Raw genomic sequence first — 23,418 nt, forward strand, 5'->3', positions numbered from 1 at the left:
TCCTCATCGCGTGCGCTCTGCATCATCGCCGGCGCAGCTCATGGGTTGCGAACCTATCGGATGCTCACCGGGGGTAGACGTCGCCGTCGCCCAACCGCGCCTCCGCGTCGAGCAACATCGCCGCTTCCTGTCGCTTTTCGGACACCTCGTGATCGAAACGACGGTCCGCGGGCCGCTCGTACATCGGGCGGCCGCCGGCGATCGCCGAGGCCAGCCGGCGCTGACCGGCCAGCAGACGCGCGTCGGCCCGTCGCTGGTAGTCGGCGCGCTGCTCGTCGTCCAGCGTGGCCAAGAAGGCCTGCGGGTGCACCAGCGCCACCAGGCCGGACACGTGGCCGAACCCGAGGCTGGTCACCAGCCCGGCCTTCAGCGGGAACTTGCCGTTCAGCTGCAGGGTGTCGCGTACCCACACGAAGTGGGCGGAGCCGGCCAATTCGTCGTCGACGCAATCCAGGCTGCGGTTGGGCGGGATTACCCCGTCTCGCAAGATCTGGCACAGCCCCATCATCTGGAAGACCGCCGCGCCGCCCTTGGCGTGCCCGGTGAGGCTCTTCTGCGACACGATGAACAACGGCGCGCCGGCGGAACGTCCGAGCGAGTCCGCCAGCCGCTCATGCAGCTCGGTCTCGTTGGGGTCGTTAGCCAACGTCGAAGTGTCGTGTTTGGAGATCACCGCGACGTCGTCGGCGGCGACACCCAGCTTGGCCAGCGAGCGGGCCAACGGGGAATCCTTGCCGCCGCGGCCGGCTCCCAGCGCGCCCAGTCCCGGGGCCGGGATCGAGGTATGCACGCCGTCGCCGAACGACTGCGCGAAGGCCACCACGGCCAACACCGGCAAGCCCATCTTGAACGCGAGGTCGCCGCGGGCCAGTAGGATGGTGCCGCCGCCCTGCGCTTCCAGAAATCCGAGCCGGCGCCGGTCGTTGGGCCGGGAGAACTTCGAGTCCGCGATGCCCCGGTCGCGCATCATGGCGGTGTCCGCGGTAGCGGCCATGTCACCGAAGCCCATGATGGCCTCGAGCGTCAGGTCGTCGAAGCCGCCGGTAACCACCAACTCGGCCTTGCCGAGGCGGATCTTGTCGACGCCCTCCTCGACTGAGACCGCCGCGGTGGCGCACGCGCCGACCGGGTGGATCATCGCGCCATAGCTGCCGATGTAGGACTGAACCACGTGTGCGGCAACGACGTTCGGCAGGACTTCCTGCAAGATGTCGTTCGGCTTGCTCCGGCCGAGCAGGTTGCCGTGATACATCGTCTGCATTGACGTCATGCCGCCCATACCGGTGCCCTGCGTGCTGGCCACCAAACCCGGGTGCACCCATCGCATCAGCTCGGTCGGCGTGAAACCCGACGACAAGAAGGCGTCGACGGTCGCGACGATGTTCCACAGCGCCACCCGGTCGATCGAGTTGGCCATGTCCTGGCTGATGCCCCACACGGTCGGGTCGAACCCGGTGGGGATCTGCGCGCCGACGGTCCGCGACAGTTTGGTCTTGCGCGGCACGCGGATCTCGGTGCCCGCCTTGCGGGTAACCTGCCAGTCGCTGGAATCGGGGATGGGCCGGACCACCGTGTGCTCCGGGTCGAACTGGGCGAACCCACGGGCGTCGGCCTCCGATGAGACGACGAACGTGAAGTCCTTTTCCAAAAACACGCTCACCAGCAGCGGCGAGGCGTGGTCGGGGTCGATCGCGCCGTCGTCGACGAACTCACGGATGCCGACGCGTTCCACCACGGCGTCGTGGTAACGCTCGACCAGCTCGGCCTCGTCGACCAATTCGCCCGATTCGGTTTCGTACCAACCGGGTTGAGGGTCGTCTTCCCAACGGATCAGCCCGGTGGTCCAGGCCAGCTCGAGCACACCGGCGGCGGACAGTTCGTTGTCGACCTCCATCTCGAAGCGGGTGCGCGACGAGCCGTACGGGCCGAGTTCGGCGCCGCCGACGATGACCACCAGATCGGCAGGGTCGACGTCGAGGTCGTCCCATTCCGGCGGCAGAGCCTGCGTGAAGCCGCGCGGCGGGGACGGCAGCGCGGCGATGGTGCCCTCGGCGTCGGTCTCTTCGGCGCCATCTTCTGCGGCGCTCGCCGCGTGATCCTCGCGCGCCTTGGCGGCGAGTTCGGCCATGTCCAGGTCGACGTCGCCGAGCCCGCCGGTCAGGTCCACCTTGATCGGCGCGTTAGCGGCAGCGACCTTCGATTCGATGTCGCAGAGCGCGAGCAGCATGCCGGCCATCTCGTCGGTGGAATACGTTGTCACACCGGCTTCTTCGACGGCGCTGACGATCGCGTCGTTGTGGCCCATCAGCCCGGTGCCGCGGGTCCAACCGATCAACGCGTGCGCCAAGCTGACCCGCTGCGCCCACGACGACTCGGCTTGCCACCGGGTCACCACGGCGTCGAGCGCCGACTTGGCTTCGCCGTAGGCGCCGTCGCCGCCGAACATGCCGCGGTTGGGCGAGCCGGGCAACACCACGTGCAGCCGCGAGGCGATGTCACGCTCGGCGCCGATTTTGGACAGACCGCCGATCAGCCGCTGCACCGCCCACAGCAACACCTTCATTTCCATCTCCGAGCGCGAACCGGCCTCGGACAGGTCGCCGGCGACACGGGGTGCCGCAAATGGGAACAGCAGTGTGGGAGTCTGCGCGTCCTTGATGTGAATCGACTGCGGGCCAAGACTTTCGGCCTGCTCGCTGCCGACCCATTCGACCAGCGCGTCGATGTCGGAGTAGGACGCCATGTTGGCCGCCACCACCCAGAGGGCGGCGCCGTAGCGGGCGTGATCGCGATACAGCGCCCGGTAGAAAGCCAGCCGCTCGTCGTCGAGCTTGGACGTGGTCGCGATAACGGTGCCGCCGCCGTCGAGTAGCTGTCCGACCACCGACGCGGCGATCGAACCCTTGGACGCGCCGGTCACCACCGCGATCTCGTCGTTGTAACGACCCTTGTCCGGGTTCTCCGCGCCGGCGGCGATCCGGCCGTACAGCGAGGCGTGGATCTGACGCCCGGCCGCGAGTGACTTGCCCTGCCACCAAGTCGCCTGGGTCGCCACGACGTGGCCGGCGCCCTCGAACCGTTCGGACCACCGCGCCCAGTCGGCGTTGGCCTCGTCGTCGTCGATCAGCCAGAGCTTGACCAGGTCCTCGCGGGCGCTGGCCCAGCGGTCGTCGAACACCACAGCTTTCTTGCCGTCGAACACCGGCGCCACCAACCGCGGCCAGTCCGCGCCAAGTTCGGTGGTGACCAGGTCGATCAGCTCGGCATCGCTGGCGGCCGGCGGCACGGTGACCTGATTGTCGAGCCCCAACTGACCCAGCACGAGGCGGGCCGCCGATGCGAGCACCCCGTCGCGGCCGGTGATCTGCTCGGTGAACTCACCCAGCGCCGCGGCGTCGACGGTCGCACCCCCGCCACCACCGGACGACGGCAGCGCCACCGCAATCCCGCGGCGTGCGGCCACCGCCGCGACCGCGGCGTCGACGGCCTTGTCGACGGCGGCGGTATCGGCCAAGGCACCCTCGTGCAGGTTCCCCATCGAGCCGCCACGAACGCTGGTGCCTTCCCGGGTCCCCAGCGCGACCTCGACCGTGACGTGCTTGACCCAGCCGTCGCCGAGTTCCCAGGTCTTCTTCACCCGCTCGGCGATGGCCGCGGGTCGCTTGCCGGACGGTCCCAGCACGGTCCGCAGCTGGTCATTGATCGCGTCGGAAAGTACTGGCCCGTAAGGCTTATACGTGCGTGCCAGTTTGGTCACCTGTGACCGCAGCCCGGCCAGGTCGGCCTCGGCGGCGCCGTCGATGGCACCGAGGTTCAGCTCGGAACCCAGGTCGACCAGCAATTGGTTCCGACGCGACGACGCGCCGTCGGTGATGGACTCGATGGAGTCCAACTCCTCGATCTGGTCGATGCGCATCTTGGCCGACAGCGCGATCAGAGCCAGGGTGGCGTCGGCCGCGTCGAACGGAATGTCATCGGGTCTTGGAGCGCCGGACGGAGCTGCGGCGGGAGCCGTGGCGACGACTGGTGCGACATCGGGGCTGGGCGCACCCTCCGCCGCGGCTGCGGCGGAATCCGAAGCCTCGTCGAGCTCTTCCTCAGGCTCGGGGTCGGTGTCGGTGGCGAACAGCACCGCGGCGTCGCGCTCAGCGTTGAGCACTTCGACTGTGCTGTGCGCATATTCGGGCAGCTTGAGGGTGTTGGTGGCGAGTCCGCTGACGGTCGGCGCCGACTTCACGCCGATCTCGACGAACCGCTCCACACCCAGACCACCCGCAGCCACTTCGGTGAACAGCAGATCTTGAGTCTCGATCCAGCGCACCGGGCTGGCGAACTGCCAGGCCAACAGCTCAATGACGACTGTTCGCGCCATCTCACGCGGCCGTTGGGTGCGCCAGGTGTCGTAGTCGGCGAGGATCTCGTCGAGGGGCTCGGCCGGCACCAGATCGCGAATCTCCTGGATGAAATCGCGGTCGAGAGTAAAGGGCCGCGGCACCAGGTTGGGGATGTAGCGCCCGATGATCAGATCGGGATCCTTGTCGCGCGGCATCACCCGCTCCAGCGAACGGCGGAAATCGGCCACACCGACTCGCAGCACCCGCGAGTGGAACGGCACGTCGATGCCCGGCACCAGGATGAACGAGCGTCGACCACCGGAGAGCTCACGGCGCCGCTCCACCTCGGCTTCCAGCGCCTCCAGCCCTAGCACCGTGCCGGCGATCGCGTACTGCGAGCCGCGCAGGTTGAAGTTCACGATCTCCAGGAACTCTCCGGTACGCGCTGAAATGTCCTGGACAAACCCCGGCACGTCGGCGTCGTCGAGATCGATCTGCGACGGGCGGATCGCCGCCAGCCGGTAGTTCGAGCGCCCCAGCTCGTCGCGCGGCACGATGTCATGCATTTTGGAGCCGCGGTGAAACACCGTCTCCAGCAACGCTTCCAGCTCGTAAATGCCGGTCACGCAGGCCAGCGCGGTGTACTCGCCGACGGAATGGCCGCACGCGATCGCGCCTTCCGCGAACGCGCCCTGCTCGCGCATCTCGGCGACTTGAGCTGCCGCCACCGTCGCCATCGCGACCTGGGTGAACTGGGTCAGGTAGAGCACGCCCTCGGGGTGGTGGTAGTGCACGCCGCTGGCGATGATGCTGGTCGGGTTGTCGCGCACCACGTGCAGCACGGAGAAGCCCAGCGTGTCGCGGGTGAACTTATCCGCCTTGTCCCACACCTTGCGGGCAGCCTTCGAGCGGGCCCGAACTTCCATGCCCATGCCCTTGTGCTGGATGCCCTGACCGGGAAACGCGTAGACGGTCTTGGGCGCAGCCAGCCGCGCCGTCGCCGACATCACCAAGTCGGATCCGATGCGTGCCGCGATTTCCAAAACTTCTGCACCCTGGTCGATTCCGACGCGGTCAACCCGGAAGTCCACCTCGTCGCCGGGGCGCACCATACCCAGGAAGCGAGCTGTCCAGCCGACCAGTCGAGCAGGAGGACGGGCCTGGCCGTCGGTGGCGGTCACCACATGTTGTGCCGCCGCGGACAACCACATTCCGTGCACGATCGGCGATTCCAGACCGGCCAGCAGTGCGGCAGACCGATCGGTGTGAATCGGGTTGTGATCGCCCGAAACCACCGCGAACGGGCGCATGTCAACCGGGGCGGGGAGCGTGACGTCCCGCCGGCGGCGCCGAGGCGTGTCGGTGGCGTTCTCGGATACCGCGCCACCGGCCCGCAGCGGGTCCGTCAGTTCGGCAGCGCCGGTGCGGCCACGGATTGCGAACCGCTCCTCGAGGGTGGCAAGCACTGTGCGGTCTGCTCCGGCAACCGTCACCGAGATCGGGACCACTCGACCGACTTCGGTATCGGTGGCCACCGAAGCGGTTGCGGTAACGGTTAATTCAGCTGCCATCTTGGGCAGCGTGCCAACCAGGTGCGCGGAATGGTCCAGATGCACCAGGCTCAGCAGGCCCTCCACGACGGGGACACCGGAAGCGGTGACCGCGGAGCCGATGGCCGCGAAGACCGCGGGCCAGCATCGACCGACCAAAGCGTCGGGCACGGTGGTGAGGGTGGGTGCCAGCGGCTCCCCGAAGATGGCGGTGACCCCGGTGTGGTCGGCCACCTGCTCGGGGTCCCATGGCACGGTCACGGTGGTCGTCCCGTTGTGCACCCGGGGCAGCGCGTCCGGACCGTCGACTCCGGCGGCGATGGCGAGCACCGAGCGCATGGCTTCAATGGCGTCTTTGGTGCGGACAACCGGAATGCCGCCGTCAATCGTGTTGGCGGGCAAGCTGAATCGGATATCGATCCACGTTCCGGCGATCGGCACGCTCAGCACCACCTGGTCACCGTCGGTCAGTAGCCGAGCGCCGGTGGATGAATGAGTCGCTCGTGGCTCTTCCGGTCCGTCGTGCACCTGCCATTCGGCGGGATCGGCGATGCGGTGCACCGGGTTGGTGGCAACGCGGCCGGCCCACAGCACATCCGGGGCGTCGAGCACGATGGCCAGCGGCCCACGCAGGTCGACGCGACCCTGCCGACGCGCGGTCACGCGCGTCGGCTGCACGCCGGTCGACAGCACCTCGTCGATCGCGGCTTCCTCGAAGCGGTCCAACAATGCGCCGACCGGTTCGTCCATCCGGGTGATGCCGGCGACCGCGGCGGTGCCGGGGATGATGCACACCTGGTCGGCGTCGTAGCGGGCGTCGTGCGCCTGCCACAGCGAGTCGCTGCGCCACCAGCGCCGGACGTCTTTGTCGACGACCGGGACGAAGTTGACCGGCTTGCCCAGCGTCTTGCACAGCGTGACGAAGAACGACACATCGGCCGGGTGCAGTTGCACCGTCTCGGCGTCTGGATAGTGCGCAAGCAGTGCGGCGATGGCCTCGTCGGGGTTCTCCAGCAGCCGCACACCTGTTTCGTCCGAACTGGCGAACAGGGTATCGATCGGGCCGTGGTCCTGCGGGTGCAGCCGCGCCTCGGCTCGTTGCAGCATCTGTTCGAACCGGTCGCGCCAGGTGTCGGCCACCCACGGGCTGCCCGGTGCGGCAGTGTCAGCCGTGCTGTCGCCGTCGCCGATGGTCAGTTCGACATAACGCTGCAGCCACTGCAGGTAAGTCATCTCCCCGACGTCGCCGAAGTACGGCTTGGCGGTGTTGGCCATCGCAGCGATGATCTCGTTGCGGCGCTCCGCGACCGCTTCCACGTCTCCGGCGACCTCGTCGAGCAGCCGTCCACAACGCGAAGCGGAGTTGTCGATCTCGTGGATGTCGGCGCCGAGCTGGCTGCGGCTGGATGCCATGCCGCCCTGGGCTTTTCCGGCGCTGATCCAATGATCGGTGCCCTGCGTCTCGACTAGCATCCGCTTGACCGACGGCGACGTCGTGGACTCCTTGGTTGCCATCGCCGCGGTGCCGACCAGGATGCCGTCGACCGGCATCAACGGGAAGCCGTAGGACTCGGCCCAGCGCCCGGACAGGTATTCGGCCGCCCGCTCGGGGGTGCCGATGCCGCCGCCGACGCAGACGGTGATGTTGGGCCGCGACCGCAATTCCGAATAGGTGGCTAGCAGCAGATCGTCCAGGTCTTCCCAGGAGTGGTGGCCGCCCGCACGGCCGCCCTCGATGTGCACGATGACCGGCTTGGTCGGCACCTCGGTGGCGATGCGGATGACCGAGCGGATCTGCTCGATGGTGCCCGGTTTGAACACCACGTGGCTGATCCCGATCTCGTTGAGCTCGTCGATCAGCTCGACAGCCTCTTCCAGCTCGGGGATGCCCGCACTGACGATCAGGCCGTCGATCGGTGCGCCGGACTGGCGGGCCTTTTGTACCAACCGTTTTCCGCCGACCTGCAGCTTCCACAGATACGGGTCGAGGAACAGCGCGTTGAACTGGTAAGTCCGACCGGGGTCAAGCAGCCGGGACATTTCGTCGATGCGGTCGTTGAAGACCGGTTCGGTGACCTGCCCCCCGCCGGCGAGCTCGGCCCAGTGGCCGGCGTTGGCCGCGGCGGCGACGATCTTGGCGTCGACGGTGGTCGGGGTCATGCCGGCCAGCAGGATCGGCGACCGGCCGGTCAGCCGGGTGAACTTCGTCGAGAGTTTGACCCTGCCGTCGGGCAGGGTGACGACCGACGGGGCGTAGCTGGACCAGGGACGGGCCACCTCGGGGACGGCGCCGATCGTGAAGAGGTTGCGCTGACCGCCGCGGGTCGCGGCCGGCACGATGCCGATGCCGAGACCACGGATCACCGGCGCGGTCAGCCGGGTCAGGATGTCGCCGGGCCCCAGGTCAAGAATCCACCGAGCGCCTGCCTCGTGGACCCTGACGACCTCGTCGACCCAGTCGACCGGCTGCGTCAGGATGTACTCAGCCATCGCGCGGGCCAATCCGACATCGAGGCCGACCTTCTCCGCCCAGTCGCCGACGATGTCGATGCTGTCGGCCAGGCGTGGCGTGTGGAAGCCCACCTCGACCTGAACCGGATCGAAGACCGGCGCGAAGACGTCGCCGCCGCGGATCTTGTTCTTGCGGTCGGCTTCCTCCTTCTCCGAGATCTGCTTGCAGTAGAGCTCGAAGCGGGACAGCTGCTCGGGGGTGCCGGTGATGACGACCGAACGCCGGCCGTTGCGGATCGACAAAACCGGCGGCAGCACGGTCCGGACGTCTTGGGAGAACTCGTCGAGCAGCCGGTAGATGCGCTCGGGGTCAGCGTTGCTGACCGACACCATCGGTGAGCGATCACCGAGGACCGAGATTCCACGGCGGCGGGCCACCAGCGTGCCGGCGGCACCGATCAGCTGCGCCAGGGCCAGCAGCTCCGTGTCGCGTGCTCCGCCCGCTTTCAGGGCCTCCACGGCCAAAATGCCCTGCGAGTGTCCGACGACGGCCACCGGCGGGGTGGCTTGCAAGTCCATGCCCTGCCGCGCAAGGGTGCGGATAGCGGCGATCTGGGTCAGCAGCACGCCGGGCAACGACACCGCGGCCGACGTGAGTTGCCTGGCGGATGGCACCGGGTCCTCGGCAGCCAGCGCGCGTACCCAATTCATCGGCTCGAAGCCGATGGGACGGACCACGACGAGCTCCTTGGCGACCGGCTCGAGCAGCAGGTCCACCTCGCCGACCAGCGTCGCCAACTCCGATTCGATGCCCGCCGAAGACACCAGCTCTTCCAGCGTCTCCAGCCACGCGCCGCCCTGCCCGCCGAACGCAACGGCATAGGGCTCGCCGGCGGTCAGACGATCGACCAGAGCATGAGTGCCCTGCGTGGCCTCCGCGGTCATCCCGTCGTGGTCAGCGGACACTCGGTGGTGCTCGTAGATCGTCACGTGCGTATCTCCCTATAGAGCGCTTATCGCCTTGCGTTTCAGAGCCGCGCTGCCCTGCGGATGTCGTCCAAATCCGACCGAGCCCCCGTCCAGCCAACCGCGTGTCGACTGACCCGGCTTCGGCGGGCCGACCGAGGGGGCGTCATCGGCTGCCATAAGAGTGTCATAAGAACCAGTGGGAGTTTCCTGCGCGAATCGGTTACTGGTGAGTTCTACGCGCGGGTAACAGTGCCCTAGGTAACAGTCCGCTCAACCACGGCTGAGGGCCTGCAGAACAAACCTGCTGCATGCAGGTGGTTACGGTCGAGTAGCAATAACAGCGCAGATCAAGGCAGTATTGTTATGCAATCGTTATCTTATAAATCTGTGCTCCGCCGGGCGTGCCGGTCAACGCCTGACGACGTGCCGCGCAGTGATCGACGAGAATCGGGCCGCCATACCGGGCGGCGGAAGTTTGCTGGAAACTTACCCGCGGGTCAGCTCAGCTCAGGCCCACTGACCGAACTGGGGCTTGCAGATGTTGTTGATGTCGACCCCGACGCCGCCGACGTTGCGCTTGTCGATCTCGACTTGGTGCAAATTGGCGGCCGGATGGGTGTATCCCCCCGGCGAGCCCCAGTTGTGCTGCCAGAAGTAGGAGCCCAAGCCGTCCTGCAGCGCCCAGTCGATCGTCTTGGAGTTGCCGTAGACGCCGGTCCGTTGGTGGCCGACGACCGACTCCCAGCCTCGCAGGTAAGGCGCGACCTGCTGCTTGTACTGCTCGTAGGACGGGTCATCGTCGATGGAGGCGTAGATGGGGGCGCCGGCCGGACCACCGGCGGCGGTGTGCAGCTCCCACCCCCGCCGGGCATGGGCGACGCCCGCGCTTTGACCACCCAGCCAGTCGGCAGAACTCTGCTTACCGTACTGATAGCAGGAGACGATCTTGAGACCGTTCTGGTTGAGGTCGCGGGCCTCGGAGATTTGCATCGGCTTGCCCAGCATCCAGGATCCGCCAGGCCGACGATCGGATACGTAGCGGATCGAGCCCGCGGCGCCGGCCGCCCTGATCTGGCTGGCGGGTATCACTCCGGCCGCGTAATCCAGCAAGACGCCCAGTCCATCCGCCGAGGCCGACGGGGCGCCCAGCGACCCCGCCGCAACACCGAGACCGATCAAGGCAGGTGTCGCTGCGGCGAATTTCAGCACGTCGCGCCGCGACATAAGCGTCACCTGTCACAGAGTACGACAAATGCATCAATTACCACATCAACGCCACTGGTTACATCTGCATCAGGATCGACCGGCGTGTCTGGCCATCATGTCCCCCAGCTGGCGATGCCCGAACAACTCGAAACTCGCCACGATCGCCGCCGGCGCCGCCATCACCACCAGCAGACACACCGTCGTCGAAATTCCGGCGGCCGCCAGCCCTACCGCCAGGCTCAACACCAACAGGCCTATCAGCACATCAAGCGCATAGAAGGCATCCCAGGTTCGCACCAGCAGCAGGTAGGTCCCGAACACCACAGCGATGTAGACGCCGACGGGCACCGCTACCGCCACGACCGTGGCGACCGAATCCAACTCCGAGCGATGCTGGATGTGGTACGCGGCCGAATGCAGCCCGGCTCCGGTGGCGACGATCGAACCGAACAGCACGATATGGGAGTAGCCATAGCCGAACGAGCGATCCCGATGAGCGTGCAGCAGATCGGCAGCAGGCACCACGAAATAGACCCACCACATGCCGAAGGTCAAACCTGTACCGGCTACCGCCACCAACACGGCATCGGTCGTCCAACCCTGCTCAGCGACCACCGCCGACAGTGAGGCAACCGTGCCCACCACCCCTTCGCCGAGCGCGATGATCGTCAGCAGCCCGTTTCGCTCGACAATGTGGTGTGCATGCCACGGCGTCCCGCCCATCCGCTTTTCGGCGAGCAGCGGACCCGTCAGCTCGATGGCAATCATCACGGCGATCAGGATGAAAGTGACTCTCTCGGAGTTGTCGGCGATGGCAACGGCTATCCACCCGACCTGCGCGACGGTGATGGCGGTCGCGTATGCGAGGCAGGCGGACCGCCGATCGGGGTCCTGCTTCGCGGCGCGTAGCCACTGGATCACCATGGCGATGCGCATCACCACATAACCGGCGACCAGGACCCGGTTGTCGACGTGCTGGCCGCCGGCGATCGAGGAGAACACCTGCGGGATCCCCAGGGCGAGCACCAGGACGCCCACCATCTGCAGCATCGTCGTCAGCCGGTACACCCAGTCATCGGTGTCATACGCGGAGGCGAACCAACTGAAGTTGATCCACGCCCAGCTGACGGAGAAGGTGGCAAATGAGAAACTGGCCAGCCCGGCACCGATGTGGCCAGTGACCAGCGTGTGCGCGAATTCCGATGCGGCTACCCCGAAGGCGATGACGAACGTCAGGTCGAACAGCAGCTCCAGCGGCGTCGCCACCCGATGCGGCTGGTGAGGGTCGCGGCCCGACATCCGGCGGAGCCGGTGCGCGAACGCCGCGCCGGTCTGGTGGCTTCCGGGTTCGCTCACCCGGACATTCTCATCACACTCGCGGGTCCGCACGCAGGTGGCCGCGCGTGTGCGCAGGTCCAAGCGCCAGCACTGAACCCTCGGCTTCACGCGTTAGCTTGTACGATCCTCCCCATGCCGCTGGTCAGTGGTGCGACGGCCGCCGACTTCCATGTTGTTCGGCTGCTTGGGCGCGGACAGATCGGTGAGCTCTATCTGGTTGAACACCCGAGGTTGCCGCGCCAGTACGCGCTCAAGATTCTGTCGGCCGACGTGTCAACCGACCCGGAGTACCGCTTCCGGTTCAGCCAGGAGTCCGCCCGGGCAGCTGCTCTGTGGCATCCGCACCTCGTCAGCCTCTACGACCGGGGTGAGTTCGAGGATCGGTTATGGCTTTCGATGGACTACGTCGACGGCACCGACGCGGCACAGCTGCTAACTGACACCTATCCCGACGGCATGCCGGCTGACATGGTGATCGAGATCGTCTCCGCGATCGCGGACGCGCTCGATTACGCGCACGAGCAAGGTCTGGTCCACGGTTATGTGAATCCGAGCAACATTCTGCTCACCAATTCGGAGTCCGCCAGACGACGAATTCTCCTGACGGGGTTCGGTATCTCCCGACGCGCCGACGAGATCAACAGTTTGACCCGGGCGAACCTGGGCATTGGCACCGTGAGCTATGCAGCGCCCGAGCAGCTGATCGACGACTCGATCGACGGCCGAGCTGACCAATATGGCTTGGCGGGCACCGCGTTTCATCTGTTGACCGGATCGCCACCGTTTCAGCACATGAACCCCACCGTGGTGATCAGCAAGAGCCTCAACGAACCACCACCACGGCCAAGTAATGTCAAACCCGAGTTGATCTACTTCGACGCGCCCTTTGCCCGCGCACTGATGAAAGCACCCAACGAGAGATTCGAGCAGTGTCGAGACTTCGCCAAAGCGCTCGAGGCGAGGTGCAGCCTGAAGTTGTCCACCCGGAACGCTGGCGCCGCCGCGCTCGTCACGGTGCCGAAGACCGATAATGGAGCGCCGACCGAGCCGCCCTTATCCCCGCTACCAGCTCGGGCTGCGGCTGTACCCGCTCCGCCGGCTGCGGCCGTAGCCCCTCCGCCGGCAGCGGCTGTAGCCCCTCGGCCGGCTGCGACTGCACCCGCTCCCGCGGCTGCCGAAGTCGGCGAGGCCGTCGCCCCACCAGATGTCCTACCTGACACTGATGTCGACGATGCCATCACGTTCGCGGAAAATGACGCGTGGAGCGCTGCGACCGACGACAGTTCGATGGCGTCGCGCCGTCGCCGGCGACTGCACATGGCAGGGCTCGTCGTCACCATCATGGCGGTGGCGGTGGGTGGGTTAGTGGGCGTCATGGCATTGCGTTCGGCCTCTGAGTCCGATGACACGTCACCTAGTGTCGAAACCTCGTCCTCGGTGACCAAAGTCCCGCCGCCACGAACCGCACCAGCGACGGCCATCCCGCCGCCCATGGTCACCGCTCCGGCTCCCGTGATCACCACGCCCCCAAAACCCACACCTTCGTTAGCAGCGACGACCGCTCCGCCGGCGACCTCGTCTGCGCCGCCGGCGACGACCGTGGCGACGACAACCAAACCGCATTCGCCGCCAGCGACGACCGTGGCGACCACAACCAAACCGCATTCGCCGCCACCGACGACTTCGACCACCCCAGCCGACCTGGATACCCGGCCTGCCGTCGGCATGCCCTGCGGCCCCGAGGGCACGACAGCCACGTCGAACTCGGGCGCACCTGTCGTCTGCCTGAACACACCCGGCGGATCCGCCTGGGGACCCCTCGGAGGGTGACCCAAACGCATCGCGATACTTCAGCACGCTGATTACTTCTTTTACTTGGCCATCATTTTCGTCTGAGTCGCGTTGCGGGTCGGAGCGTTATAGTTCCAAGGTCGTTGCGGACGCTGAGGAGAAAACGATGGTCCCGGACCGTCTGAGCAGTTTCGTCGGTTTGTGCGCCGCGTCGCTCGCAATCGCCCTGTCGCTTCCCCCAACTGCCTCCGCCGACCCTCCGTCCTGGAACGGCGAATACGCGATCACGTTCATCGTTGGTCCCAAGGATGGGACTAGCGTGGCGGCCAGTCAGGCTGAGGTGCAGTACACCGATACCTACGGATTCCGGTCGAGCTGTACGAGCGGAAAGTGCATCGCCACGATCATTAGCGGCCCTCCGCCAAGGAACCCGACGGTTCCGCAACCGGTTCAATTCACCTGGGATGGGTCGTCCTGGACGCAAGCCAGCGAATTCCAATGGGACTGCATGATGCCCGACACTACGATCGAATGGGATCCGGCCCGAGCCCACGTGCGCTACACACCTCAACCCGACGGGACGCTTTCCGGGACCATGCACACCGACATCTTGAGCGGCGCGTGCCAGGGGACACTTGAAATGAACATGACGGCCGAGCGCGCATAACGCTGTAGTTGCTAAGTATTCCGCAGATAAACCATACGCTACCAGCGGAAACAGCAGGTAGCGCATGGGTTATGACGTTACCTATACGCTTCAATATGTGTAAGTTAGCGGTACAGGTACCGCTTCCTGGTATCTAGCAGCGCGCTGGTAGAAAAACACCCTCTGACCAGCGAAAACGGGGGTTGTGATACCCCGAGACCCCCCGTACCCTGGTATGTAGCCGGGGTTACTGCAACCCCGTCCGGGTGGCTAGCACAGACCCCGTCAAAGAGATGGCAGGGCGCAACGACGCGCCCAACACGGTGGGCAACCGCCCGCCGTGCGCCGTTTCGTTTGACGGAGGCAGCGTGGCGAGAACCCCCGAACAGCACAGCGAAGACAGCCGTTACGCCGCCTACATCGGGTGGAGCGGCGTAGCCGACCGCAATGAACGGCTGCGCAACGCGCACCTCAACAACTTCACCAGCGACCTCTGGCACCTTCGCCGGCTCTACGGCGCTGACGTGGACCCGGACACGGCGACGCCCCAGCAGTGGGAACGGGCGCACGCCGCGCGGATTGCATACAGCAAGGCCAACTCGATCAAGGGCGTCAGGGCACGCAAGCGCGCGGTGGATGAGCGGCGCGCGGCGCGCGATGCGGAACTCGACGCGGCCGAGGCCGAGGTGAACGCCGAGCTGGCACGCATCGAGGCCGAGGTGCAGGCCGGTGATGGCCCATGAAAGCCGAATGGCCCCGGCGGGAACCAGGGGCCACATCATCCGGCACAGGATGCAGACATCGTAACGCCCCCCGCCGACAAGGGGGCCGGCGATGAGTGGCCGGAATCCGATCCACCGCATCGGCAGCGCACCAGGCCGGGACTACACCAAGGTCGCCAATGGGCTGATCCGCCACGGCGCAGCTCAACTGGGACCCGACGCCTTCACCGTCCTGCTGCTGCTGCTGTCACACACAGACGGGTGGGAGACGTCGGCGGTCGAGATCAGCAGGCAACTGCTCTGGGGCAAGAACCAGCGGCGCGCCCGCGCGGCGCTCGCCAGCCTGGTGATCCACTCCCGGCTGGTGATCCGCGAGTACCAGCGCGACGGCGGTGGGGTTGTGAAACGCGAGTACGTCTTCTTTGCCGACGGGCGGCAGTTCACCGCCGAGGAGGTCGAGAAGTACTCGCAGCCGATCATCGTGGCGGGCCGGGGGGTCAACCAAAATGGTTGAGGTTCGGGCATGGGAGCCTCAACCAAAACGGTTGAGGGGGGTCAACCACAAGGGGTTGAGGGTAAGGCCGTTTGACCCTCAACCAAATTGGTTGGGGCACCCTCAACCACCGTGGGTTGAGCAAAGAAGACTAAGTAAGAACACCGTAGGTAGTTACCTACCGGGGCACCCCACGGTTACAGAAGCGCCGTACGAAACTCGCTGGCGCGAGTTCCGCACGGTCGTACTGATGCTGGTTGCGAAATCGGACTGTTTACCCACTCACTGCCATCTGCTCAGCCGGTGCTGTTGGCCGGGGACGTTACTAGGGCGGTGGTCCGCGTGAGCCGCTGCGAGCTGTGCGACTGCATCCTGGCTCCGGCGACCACGAGCAACTGCTGCCGCGAATGCACCCTGCTCATCCGCAACGGCGCAATCGACGCGGTGCTGTGGGTTCCGGTCGTCGGCTTCGAGGGCCGCTTCGAAGTCAGCTCCGAGGCGCAGGTGCGTGACGCCAGGACCCTGCGCCTGGTGCCCATCGACCACAGCGGTCGCTACGACCGCGTGACCCTCGGCGGTCGCCGGCGGTATCTGCACGACGTGGTGATGGGTTCCTTCGTCGGTGCCAAGCCGATCGGCCAACTTGTCCTGCACCGCGATGACGACGGACACAATCCGCGGCTGCCCAATTTGAGCTTCGGCACCTACGCCGAGAACCACGCCGACTGGCGTCGGAACCAACGAAAGGAAACCGGATGAACGCATACGACACCGCAGCCGAGGCATATGAGGCTGCGCTCGAAGTAGCGAAGGAGATCGCCGACGAGGCCGCGAAGGAGGCAGCGAAGGAGGTCTATGACGAGACGTACGCCGAGACCTACGACCGCGTGTACGCCGAGGAGCTAGAGAAGCTCGACGAGGAGGTCCGGCGATGAGCAAGCGCCGCCACAAGACCCCGCCCGCCGTTCAGGTCCGCATCGTCCCGCACCCCCGCAAGATCACGCCGGCCCTGCCCGCGGCGGTGCCTCGCGTCCGCGCCAAGAAGGGTAAGCGTTGACGAAAGTCGTTGGGGCGCAAGAACTTTCACAGGATTAACTGGTAAAATGGCTGGTAGTGGCGGCAAACTGTCGCCGCACTTTGTAGGAAAGGAACAAAAATGACAACGAGTAGCGGCGACCTACGCCGCGCCAGGGGCTGGGTGAGAACAGCGCAGACCAAGTACCGCCGCGCCGCCAGCGAGCTGGAAGTCGTCGACACCCTGGCCGCTGCGCGATACGTGCGCAGCCGTCTGCGCGGTGCGCGGACCTTCGCGCAGAAGGCGGCGCTGGCGCTGGGCTCCGCTGAGAACCCCGGCACGGCGGTGCGCGATCTACACCAGGCCGTTGGTGCCCTGGTGCTGCACATCGAGGACGTGCTGGCCGCACTCGACGACGACATCCGCGAATGGCAGGAGGACGCATGACCGACGTTCACGACCTGGAAGATGACCGCGCTCGCTACCTTGCCGAGGCGCTGAAGATCGCCGGTCATGACTGGGTCGAACTCGACACCCTGGCTGATAACTACACGCTGCCGAAACCCAACAACCTGGCCGAGCTGCGCGAGGACATCAAGGATGAACTCGGCCAGACTAGCGGGAAGCTCGATGAGCATGACGCCAAGAGGTGGCTGATCCGGCGGGCGGTCGTGGACATCAACGCCGACAACCCCGGTGCCATCGAGATCGGGACCACGGGCGATTTCTTCTATGACGGAACCAGACCGTTCCGGCTGGCCGAGGGTGTCGATGTGGACACCCTGAAGGTCCGTGGTGAGCTTCTGATCCAGCCGCCGAAGCTGCCCGACCTGTTCAACCCGGAGACCGGGAAGTGGCGTGAGAACGTCCGCAGCTACACCGCCGAGGGCTTCAAGGAGCTGCGCGAGTCGATGCGTCAGCTCGGCTGGCTGCGTCAACTCCCCGCCATCCAGGACGAGAACGGGGTGATCATCGTCGGGCACCGCCGCCTCGACGTCGCCGAGGAACTGGGCATCGAGCCGGTTATCGAAACCGTCCGCTTCGGTGAGGGCGTCGCGGGGGATGCCGCCCGTGCCGCGCTGGCGATCGCTTCCAACGTCGGCGCTGAGAAGATCAGCCCGGCCGACCGCAGGAAGATCGCCGCCGACCTGTACGGCTCCGGCTGGTCGATGGCCAAGATCGGAGACTTGCTAAAGGTGGCGACGATGACCGTCTCCCGCGACCTCAGAGGTTTAACACATGTTAAACCTGTTGTCCCGCAACGGAATCGGGGAGGACGGCCCCGCAAGGAGCCCGCGCCCGAAAAGCAGTCCGAAAAGGTGACGGAGGGGCCGAGCGGCTGGGCGGTCGGCATTAGGACGGTCTGCGCCGGCGAGCGTGATGGTCAGCCCGTTTACGACGTGATGAAGGATGACCAGCTCATCAAGGCTGCTCTCACCTCCGATGAGATTCGCACCCTGACCGCGGGCCCGGAGCCACAGCCCGAGCCGGTCGAACTGGACGGGCCGGTCGAACTGGACGAGCCGGAAACCGCAGGTGACGAGCCGACGCCGGAGCCGCCTCCGAAGCCAGACGTACCGAAGCCGCCGCCGGTCGAGGCCGAACCGGCACCCCCGCGCCCCATCGACACCCTGATCGCCGAACTGGTCGATGTCGTGGCCGAGCTGGAGCGCCACTGCGAGGCCATGACGTTCTTGCACGGACCCGACCGCTGGGGGGATCAGACCGGAGAGATCGATCCGCGCGAGGTGCGGCACCACCCGTTCACGGATGGGGCGTACAAGATCCTCAGCGAGCTGCATGATGACCTCCACCCGGACGAGGGCGTGGTGCGCGACCTGAGCGACGCGGAGGAGCTGCGCGCCATCTGGCCCACCATGACCGCCAGCCAGAAGCGCCACTACGTCCGGGAGATGGAGGACGACCTGGACCACATCGAGTCCGGCTACGTCAGGCTGGCGCAGTTGCGCATCGACAAGCAGACCCGCCGCGAACTCCGGGCGAAGGTCAACGCGCGGGTGGACGGAAGGAACTACAACACGGGCTACGGCGGCAGGGACTTCGACCTGGAGCAGCTGCAGAAGCTGGACGAGCAGGCCGAACGCGAAGGCTGGGACGAATCATGACCACCTACCTGATTTCCCTGTCCACCGGCCGCACCGTTCAGGCCGAAGGCGACGACGTCGCCACGCGCGCCGATGGTTCGCTGTGGGTGCTGCGCGCCCCGCCCAAACCGCTGCCCATGACGCCGGTGGCGATCTTCGCCGCTCGAACCTGGACGAGCTGCTTTACCGGCGACGCTTCGGTCACGTTCACCGGAGCGTCGCCGCAGCCGGCGACCAACGCCGACGCCGACACCGAGATTCGCGTGATGAGCGATGATGTCGGTTTATGGCCCGCGCAGCCATCGTCTGCCTTCGCGACGCGCTGTGCCGCGATCCCGTCGAGATGACGCTGTGGGCCGACAAGGCCGAGGCGGTGGAGGCGATCCGCGTGCTGTGCGATCCGCGCTGCGGCCCGCGCTGCGAGGGCGTTCACGTCCTGGCGTACACGAACGGCGATGGCGGCGTGCACGTGGCTACCGAGTCCGCGCCGCCGCCCTCACGCGACGAGCTCTCGGCGCTGTACCCGCGTCGGTGGGGTGACCTGAAGCCGGAGATGTGGCCGATGCCCGCGGAATTCAACCCGCCCCTTCACTTCCGACACGGCCCCGCCAACATCACCGGCCAGCGGATGCGGCGAGGGGAAGCGCTGGCGCTGGCGCAGAAGCTGTAAAAGGGCCGCCTAATTCAAACGCTAAGCGACTAGCGGAGGTTGGCTGGGGTGGGTTGTACCGGGGGTAATTACGCGAAGGAGATTCGGCGCATGTGCGATGACTGGCTTGCCGCTGAGCGGGAGCGCCACGGTCCGGTGACCGAAGAGGAGATCCACGCGGGCTATGACGCGGTGCTGGATGCCCGTGAGGCGTGGCGACGCGCGGAGGAAGACCGCTTGTTGGGCGACGCGCTGCAGTCGTAGCATTTACGGCACCACGACGTGTTTCGGCGTCCACGCCTGATCCGGCTTCGGCCCAGCGCAGGCTCGGCGCTCACCACGTCCCCACGTTCGATCCGGCTGCACGCCTAGCGCGAACTCGGCATTCGGTGGTTCCTTCGTCGCGTCATCGAATCGGAGCATTCGGCCATGCCCGGCACCGCCAATCGTCAATTCCTGTCCAAGCTCGAAGCGCGCCGCGAGCAGGTTCGCGCGGCCACCGAAGGCATGCTCCTGGAGGCCCGCGACCAGGGCCGCCAGACGCTCAGCGAGGGCGAGGACCGCCGCTACCGCCAGGCGCGGTCCGACCTGACCGCCCTCGATGCGCAGATCGCCGAATACCGCGAGGACCTTGCCCGATCCCAGATGCCGGCGCACCTGTCGCGGCTGAGCCCAACGAACCCACAGACCACTTCAAGGAACACCACCATGAACCATGCTGACGCCCGCGACCTCATCTACCGGCGCGGCGACCCCCACCAATCCTGGTGCCGCGATTTGATCCGGCTGTCGTTGAATTTGGACAGCGACGGTGAGTCCCGCGCCCGGCTGGGCTCCCACGCCCAGCAGGTCGTCGATCATCCCGCCTTCCAAGAGCACCGCGATCTGTCCCGTGTGGATGGCTCCGGTGGATACGCGGTGCCACCGGCCTGGTTGATGAACCAGTACGTCGAGCTGGCGCGTCCGGGGCGGGCGTTCGCCAATCTCGTTCAGCGCCAGCCGCTTCCGGGCGGCACGGACTCGATCAACATCCCCAAGGTGTTGACCGGGACCGCCACAGCGGTCCAGACCGCCGACAACACACCGGTGCAGGACGTGGACCTGACGGACACCTTCATCAACGCGCCGGTTCGGACGATCAGCGGCCAGCAAGGTGTTGCGATCCAACTTCTCGACCAAAGCCCAATTGCGTTCGACGACTTGGTGTTCAGGGATTTGATTGCCGACTACGCCAGCCAGCTCGACACGCAGTGCCTGTCCGGCAGCGGCACCAACGGCCAAGTCCTCGGCGTGAACAACACGCCGAACATCGGCAGCATCGCCGTATCCACCGTCGACATCCAGGGTGTCTACAGCGCCATCGCGAACGCGATCCAGACGATTCACACGACCCGCTTCCAGCCGCCCGAGGTTGTCGTCATGCACCCCCGGCGTTGGGGCTGGTTCCTGGCCCTGCTCGACACCCAGCAGCGGCCACTGTTTCTGCCCGACGCCAACCGGCCGTACAACGCCGCGGGGATCCTGGAGGAGGTCGCCAGCCAGCAGGTAGTCGGCAGTATCCAAGGCCTGCCGGTGGTGACCGACCCCAATATCGAGACCAACCTGGGCACGGGCGGCGATGAGGACCCGGTGTATGTGCTGCGCGCATCCGACGTTGTGTTGTGGGAGTCCGGGATCAGGGCAAGGGTATTACCGGAGACCAAGGCGCAGAACCTCACGGTGCTGTTGCAGCTTTACGGTTATTTGGCTTTTTCGGCAGCTCGCTACCCGGCAAGCATCGTCGAGATCTCGGGGTTGTCGGCGCCGACGTGGTGAGGAGATCCACGGCCTCTTCCTCCCGAACGAAGGCGGACAGGGAATATGGCTGACGTCTTGTCGTCGAAACAACTGCGGACTGACTGCGGATTAGCGGACTTGCTTGGCGGGACCGGCTCGATGGGTATCGCCGTTGGCCAGTCGGGACGGCGGGGCCGTTGCCATCTGGACATTGCCTAGTGACTGGCGAGGATGGTTGGCCTTAGTTATCTGGTCTGCTGTCGTGCTGCTGCTAACAAGCCGCTGGCCCGGCGCAGGGTGGGTCGAGGAGCTCAGGGCTGGCGACGATTGACGGAGTGAGCGCCCCACATGAACAGCAGCCGAACGGTCGTTGCCCACGAAGTTGGCGTCGGTGAAAGAGGGTTTATAGACCCAGATGGGGGGCGTAGCGTCGCGCGCATCGGAGCGAGCGGACGGAGAAAGAAGATGCCGACGACAGATCATGACTGGAGCAAACCTGCCGCGATGGCCATCCCGAAGGAAGGGTACTTCGAACTCGAGCAGGGCCGCTACGGCCCGGTCTTTCCAAGGACGCCCGCCTGTTACGGCTTTTCTTTCATCGCCAAAGTCAAAGAGGGGCGTGAAGAGGCCGTCCGCGCCCACGGCAAAAAGATCGAGGAGGCTGTTGCGGGCAGCCCCCATGTGCTTGCGCCGCTGCGGCTGCATTACCTGCGCTGGGTGCTCTTCGATATCGGCGATGGCTTGACCTTTCAGTACCAGGGCATCTTTGACACCGATTTCGACAAGTACACCGAGGATGCGATCCAGATCTTCACCGCGACCGGTATCGACACCGTCTTCACCAACCTGGAGGGCTTCCCAGAAGACTGGAAAGAGAACCCACCGGCGTTTATCAAATACGTGCGCGAACACCAGTACCCCAGCTTCCTGGAGTACGGCGAGTACCCGTACGTTACGGCGGACGAGGTCAAGAAGGCGCTTCGGCTTAAGGCGGCGTTCTCCGACATGCTGGACCAAATGCAGTGATGATCGCTGCGGGCAATCGCTGTGCTTGAACTCGACGACATTCAACACATCCTGCTGACTCGCACACCGGCGCTGACGGGCCGGTATGAGTTTTTGACCTTCGACAGTCCTGCTGGTGGCAGGGCGTGGCTCACCGAACTGCTGGACCGGGTGTCATCGGCTGCCGACGCGGTGGCCACCATGGACACTTCCCGGCGGTGGGTGACGCTGGCGTTCACCTGCAACGGTCTACGGGCGCTGGGTGTGTCCGAGGATGCGCTGGCCACCTTTCCCGACGAGTTCCGGAAAGGGATGGTGGCGAGGGCCGCTGTTCTCGGTGATACCGGACGCAACCATCCGGACAACTGGGTGGGCCGGCTGGCTGGTGATGACCTGCACGCCATCGCGATCCTGTTCGCCCGCGATGAGGAGCAGCGTCAGCGGTCGGTGCAGGATCATGCCAAGCTGGTGGCCCGCTGCGACGGCGTGCGGGTGTTGTCGTACCTGGACATCAACGCCACGCCCCCGTTCAACTACGCACACGACCATTTCGGGTTCCGTGATCGGTTATCGCAGCCGGTGATCGAGGGATCGGGCGAGGAGCCCACACCGGGTTCGGGTGCTCCCTTGAAGCCCGGCGAGTTCGTCTTGGGTTACCCCGATGAGACCGGCCTCACGCCTGCGTTGCCGCAGCCCGAGGTGTTATCGCGCAACGGCAGTTTCATGGCCTACCGGCGGATGCAACAACATGTGGGACTGTGGCGCGACTACCTACGTGAGCATGCCGACACTCCCGACGGGCAGGAGTTGTTGGCTGCGAAGTTCATGGGCCGCTGGAAAAGCGGTGCCCCGCTGGTCCTCGCCCCGGAACGAGACGATCCGGAGTTGGGGGCAGACCCCTTGCGGAACAACGACTTCAACTACGGGGAGATGGACCCGCACGGGTACGCCACCCCGCTGGGGTCGCACGTTCGTCGGCTCAACCCGCGCGATACGGCGGCCAGCATGAACCGCCATCGGATGATCCGTCGGGGTGCCACCTACGGGCCGGCGCTGCCCGTGGATGCGCCCGATGATGGTGTGGAGCGTGGTATCGCCGCATTCATCATTTGCGCGAGCCTTGTTCGTCAGTTCGAGTTCGCTCAGAACGTATGGATCAATGACAAGTCGTTCCACGAGCTTGGTAATGAACGCGACCCCATCGTTGGTAGCCAGGACGGCACACTCGACTACACGATTCCGGATCGGCCCATCCGGAAGGTTCTTAAAGGGCTGCCCGCTTTCACCACGACCACAGGCGGAGCCTACTTCTTCTTGCCCGGCCTCAATGCCTTGCGGTACCTCACAACACTGGCAAGCTGAGGAGCA

18 protein-coding genes are annotated in these 23,418 nt (G+C 65.9%); 15 read left to right on the forward strand and 3 right to left on the reverse strand.

Translation table 11 applies throughout. The annotated features are described in order from the left end of the window. Nucleotides 1–64: 64 nt before the first annotated feature. From ACLQI9_RS11120 to ACLQI9_RS11130, 3 genes are all read right to left on the reverse strand, one after another. Entirely contained in the window at nt 65–9,325 is a 9,261-nt protein-coding gene (locus tag ACLQI9_RS11120) for a fatty acid synthase subunit beta domain-containing protein (protein WP_442379100.1), read from the reverse strand. Between the two features lie 486 nt (nt 9,326–9,811). Further along, nucleotides 9,812–10,528 carry a DUF1906 domain-containing protein gene (locus tag ACLQI9_RS11125; protein ID WP_442379102.1) on the reverse strand — a complete coding sequence of 239 codons (717 nt, stop codon included), beginning with the start codon at nt 10,526–10,528 and terminating at the stop codon, nt 9,812–9,814. Between the two features lie 69 nt (nt 10,529–10,597). After that, complete coding sequence (locus tag ACLQI9_RS11130; RefSeq protein ID WP_442391690.1) at nt 10,598–11,809, reverse strand: low temperature requirement protein A; 1,212 nt, start codon at nt 11,807–11,809, stop codon at nt 10,598–10,600. 171 nt (nt 11,810–11,980) lie between these two features. On the opposite strand from ACLQI9_RS11130, the gene ACLQI9_RS11135 reads away from it, so the two are divergent. The 15 genes from ACLQI9_RS11135 (at nt 11,981) to ACLQI9_RS11205 (ending at nt 23,412) form a co-directional block, all read left to right on the forward strand. Further along, a complete protein-coding gene (locus ACLQI9_RS11135) occupies nt 11,981–13,678 on the forward strand; it encodes a protein kinase domain-containing protein (RefSeq protein WP_442379104.1) in 1,698 nt (565 codons plus the stop codon). 127 nt (nt 13,679–13,805) lie between these two features. Next, nucleotides 13,806–14,306 carry a hypothetical protein gene (locus tag ACLQI9_RS11140; protein ID WP_442379105.1) on the forward strand — a complete coding sequence of 167 codons (501 nt, stop codon included), beginning with the start codon at nt 13,806–13,808 and terminating at the stop codon, nt 14,304–14,306. Nucleotides 14,307–14,551: 245 nt separating this feature from the next. Next, nucleotides 14,552–15,028, forward strand: coding sequence for a hypothetical protein (locus ACLQI9_RS11145; protein WP_442391684.1), 477 nt, complete (start codon nt 14,552–14,554; stop codon nt 15,026–15,028). 91 nt (nt 15,029–15,119) lie between these two features. Beyond that, the gene (locus ACLQI9_RS11150; protein ID WP_442379109.1) at nt 15,120–15,521 is read left to right on the forward strand and encodes a hypothetical protein; all 402 of its coding nucleotides are present in this window, start codon (nt 15,120–15,122) and stop codon (nt 15,519–15,521) included. A 321-nt stretch (nt 15,522–15,842) separates the two neighbouring features. Further along, complete coding sequence (locus ACLQI9_RS11155) at nt 15,843–16,259, forward strand: hypothetical protein (protein ID WP_442379111.1); 417 nt, start codon at nt 15,843–15,845, stop codon at nt 16,257–16,259. After that, the gene (locus tag ACLQI9_RS11160; RefSeq protein ID WP_442379113.1) at nt 16,256–16,435 is read left to right on the forward strand and encodes a hypothetical protein; all 180 of its coding nucleotides are present in this window, start codon (nt 16,256–16,258) and stop codon (nt 16,433–16,435) included. The genes ACLQI9_RS11155 and ACLQI9_RS11160 overlap by 4 nt, the downstream gene beginning before the upstream one ends. Continuing rightward, nucleotides 16,432–16,557, forward strand: a complete 126-nt coding sequence (locus ACLQI9_RS11165) for a hypothetical protein (RefSeq protein WP_442379114.1) — start codon at nt 16,432–16,434, stop codon at nt 16,555–16,557. Before ACLQI9_RS11160 ends, ACLQI9_RS11165 begins: the two co-directional genes overlap by 4 nt. Nucleotides 16,558–16,656: 99 nt before the next feature. Further along, nucleotides 16,657–16,962: a hypothetical protein gene (locus ACLQI9_RS11170; RefSeq protein ID WP_442379116.1), complete on the forward strand. Its 306-nt coding sequence runs from the start codon at nt 16,657–16,659 to the stop codon at nt 16,960–16,962. Next, complete coding sequence (locus ACLQI9_RS11175) at nt 16,959–18,641, forward strand: hypothetical protein (RefSeq protein WP_442379118.1); 1,683 nt, start codon at nt 16,959–16,961, stop codon at nt 18,639–18,641. The genes ACLQI9_RS11170 and ACLQI9_RS11175 overlap by 4 nt, the downstream gene beginning before the upstream one ends. Further along, entirely contained in the window at nt 18,638–18,967 is a 330-nt protein-coding gene (locus ACLQI9_RS11180; RefSeq protein WP_442379120.1) for a hypothetical protein, read from the forward strand. Before ACLQI9_RS11175 ends, ACLQI9_RS11180 begins: the two co-directional genes overlap by 4 nt. After that, nucleotides 18,907–19,290: a hypothetical protein gene (locus ACLQI9_RS11185; RefSeq protein ID WP_442379121.1), complete on the forward strand. Its 384-nt coding sequence runs from the start codon at nt 18,907–18,909 to the stop codon at nt 19,288–19,290. The genes ACLQI9_RS11180 and ACLQI9_RS11185 overlap by 61 nt, the downstream gene beginning before the upstream one ends. Before the next feature lie 90 nt (nt 19,291–19,380). Next, nucleotides 19,381–19,533 carry a hypothetical protein gene (locus ACLQI9_RS11190; protein ID WP_442379123.1) on the forward strand — a complete coding sequence of 51 codons (153 nt, stop codon included), beginning with the start codon at nt 19,381–19,383 and terminating at the stop codon, nt 19,531–19,533. Nucleotides 19,534–19,698: 165 nt separating this feature from the next. After that, on the forward strand, nt 19,699–21,084 hold the full coding sequence (locus ACLQI9_RS11195; RefSeq protein WP_442379125.1) for a phage major capsid protein: 1,386 nt from the start codon (nt 19,699–19,701) through the stop codon (nt 21,082–21,084). 426 nt (nt 21,085–21,510) lie between these two features. After that, the gene (locus ACLQI9_RS11200; protein WP_442379126.1) at nt 21,511–22,071 is read left to right on the forward strand and encodes a hypothetical protein; all 561 of its coding nucleotides are present in this window, start codon (nt 21,511–21,513) and stop codon (nt 22,069–22,071) included. Between the two features lie 21 nt (nt 22,072–22,092). Then, nucleotides 22,093–23,412, forward strand: coding sequence for a Dyp-type peroxidase (locus ACLQI9_RS11205; protein ID WP_442391685.1), 1,320 nt, complete (start codon nt 22,093–22,095; stop codon nt 23,410–23,412). The last annotated feature ends 6 nt before the right edge of the window (nt 23,413–23,418 follow it).

The sequence above is a fragment of the Mycobacterium sp. genome (genome assembly GCF_052143115.1).
Classification (GTDB): Bacteria; Actinomycetota; Actinomycetes; order Mycobacteriales; family Mycobacteriaceae; genus Mycobacterium.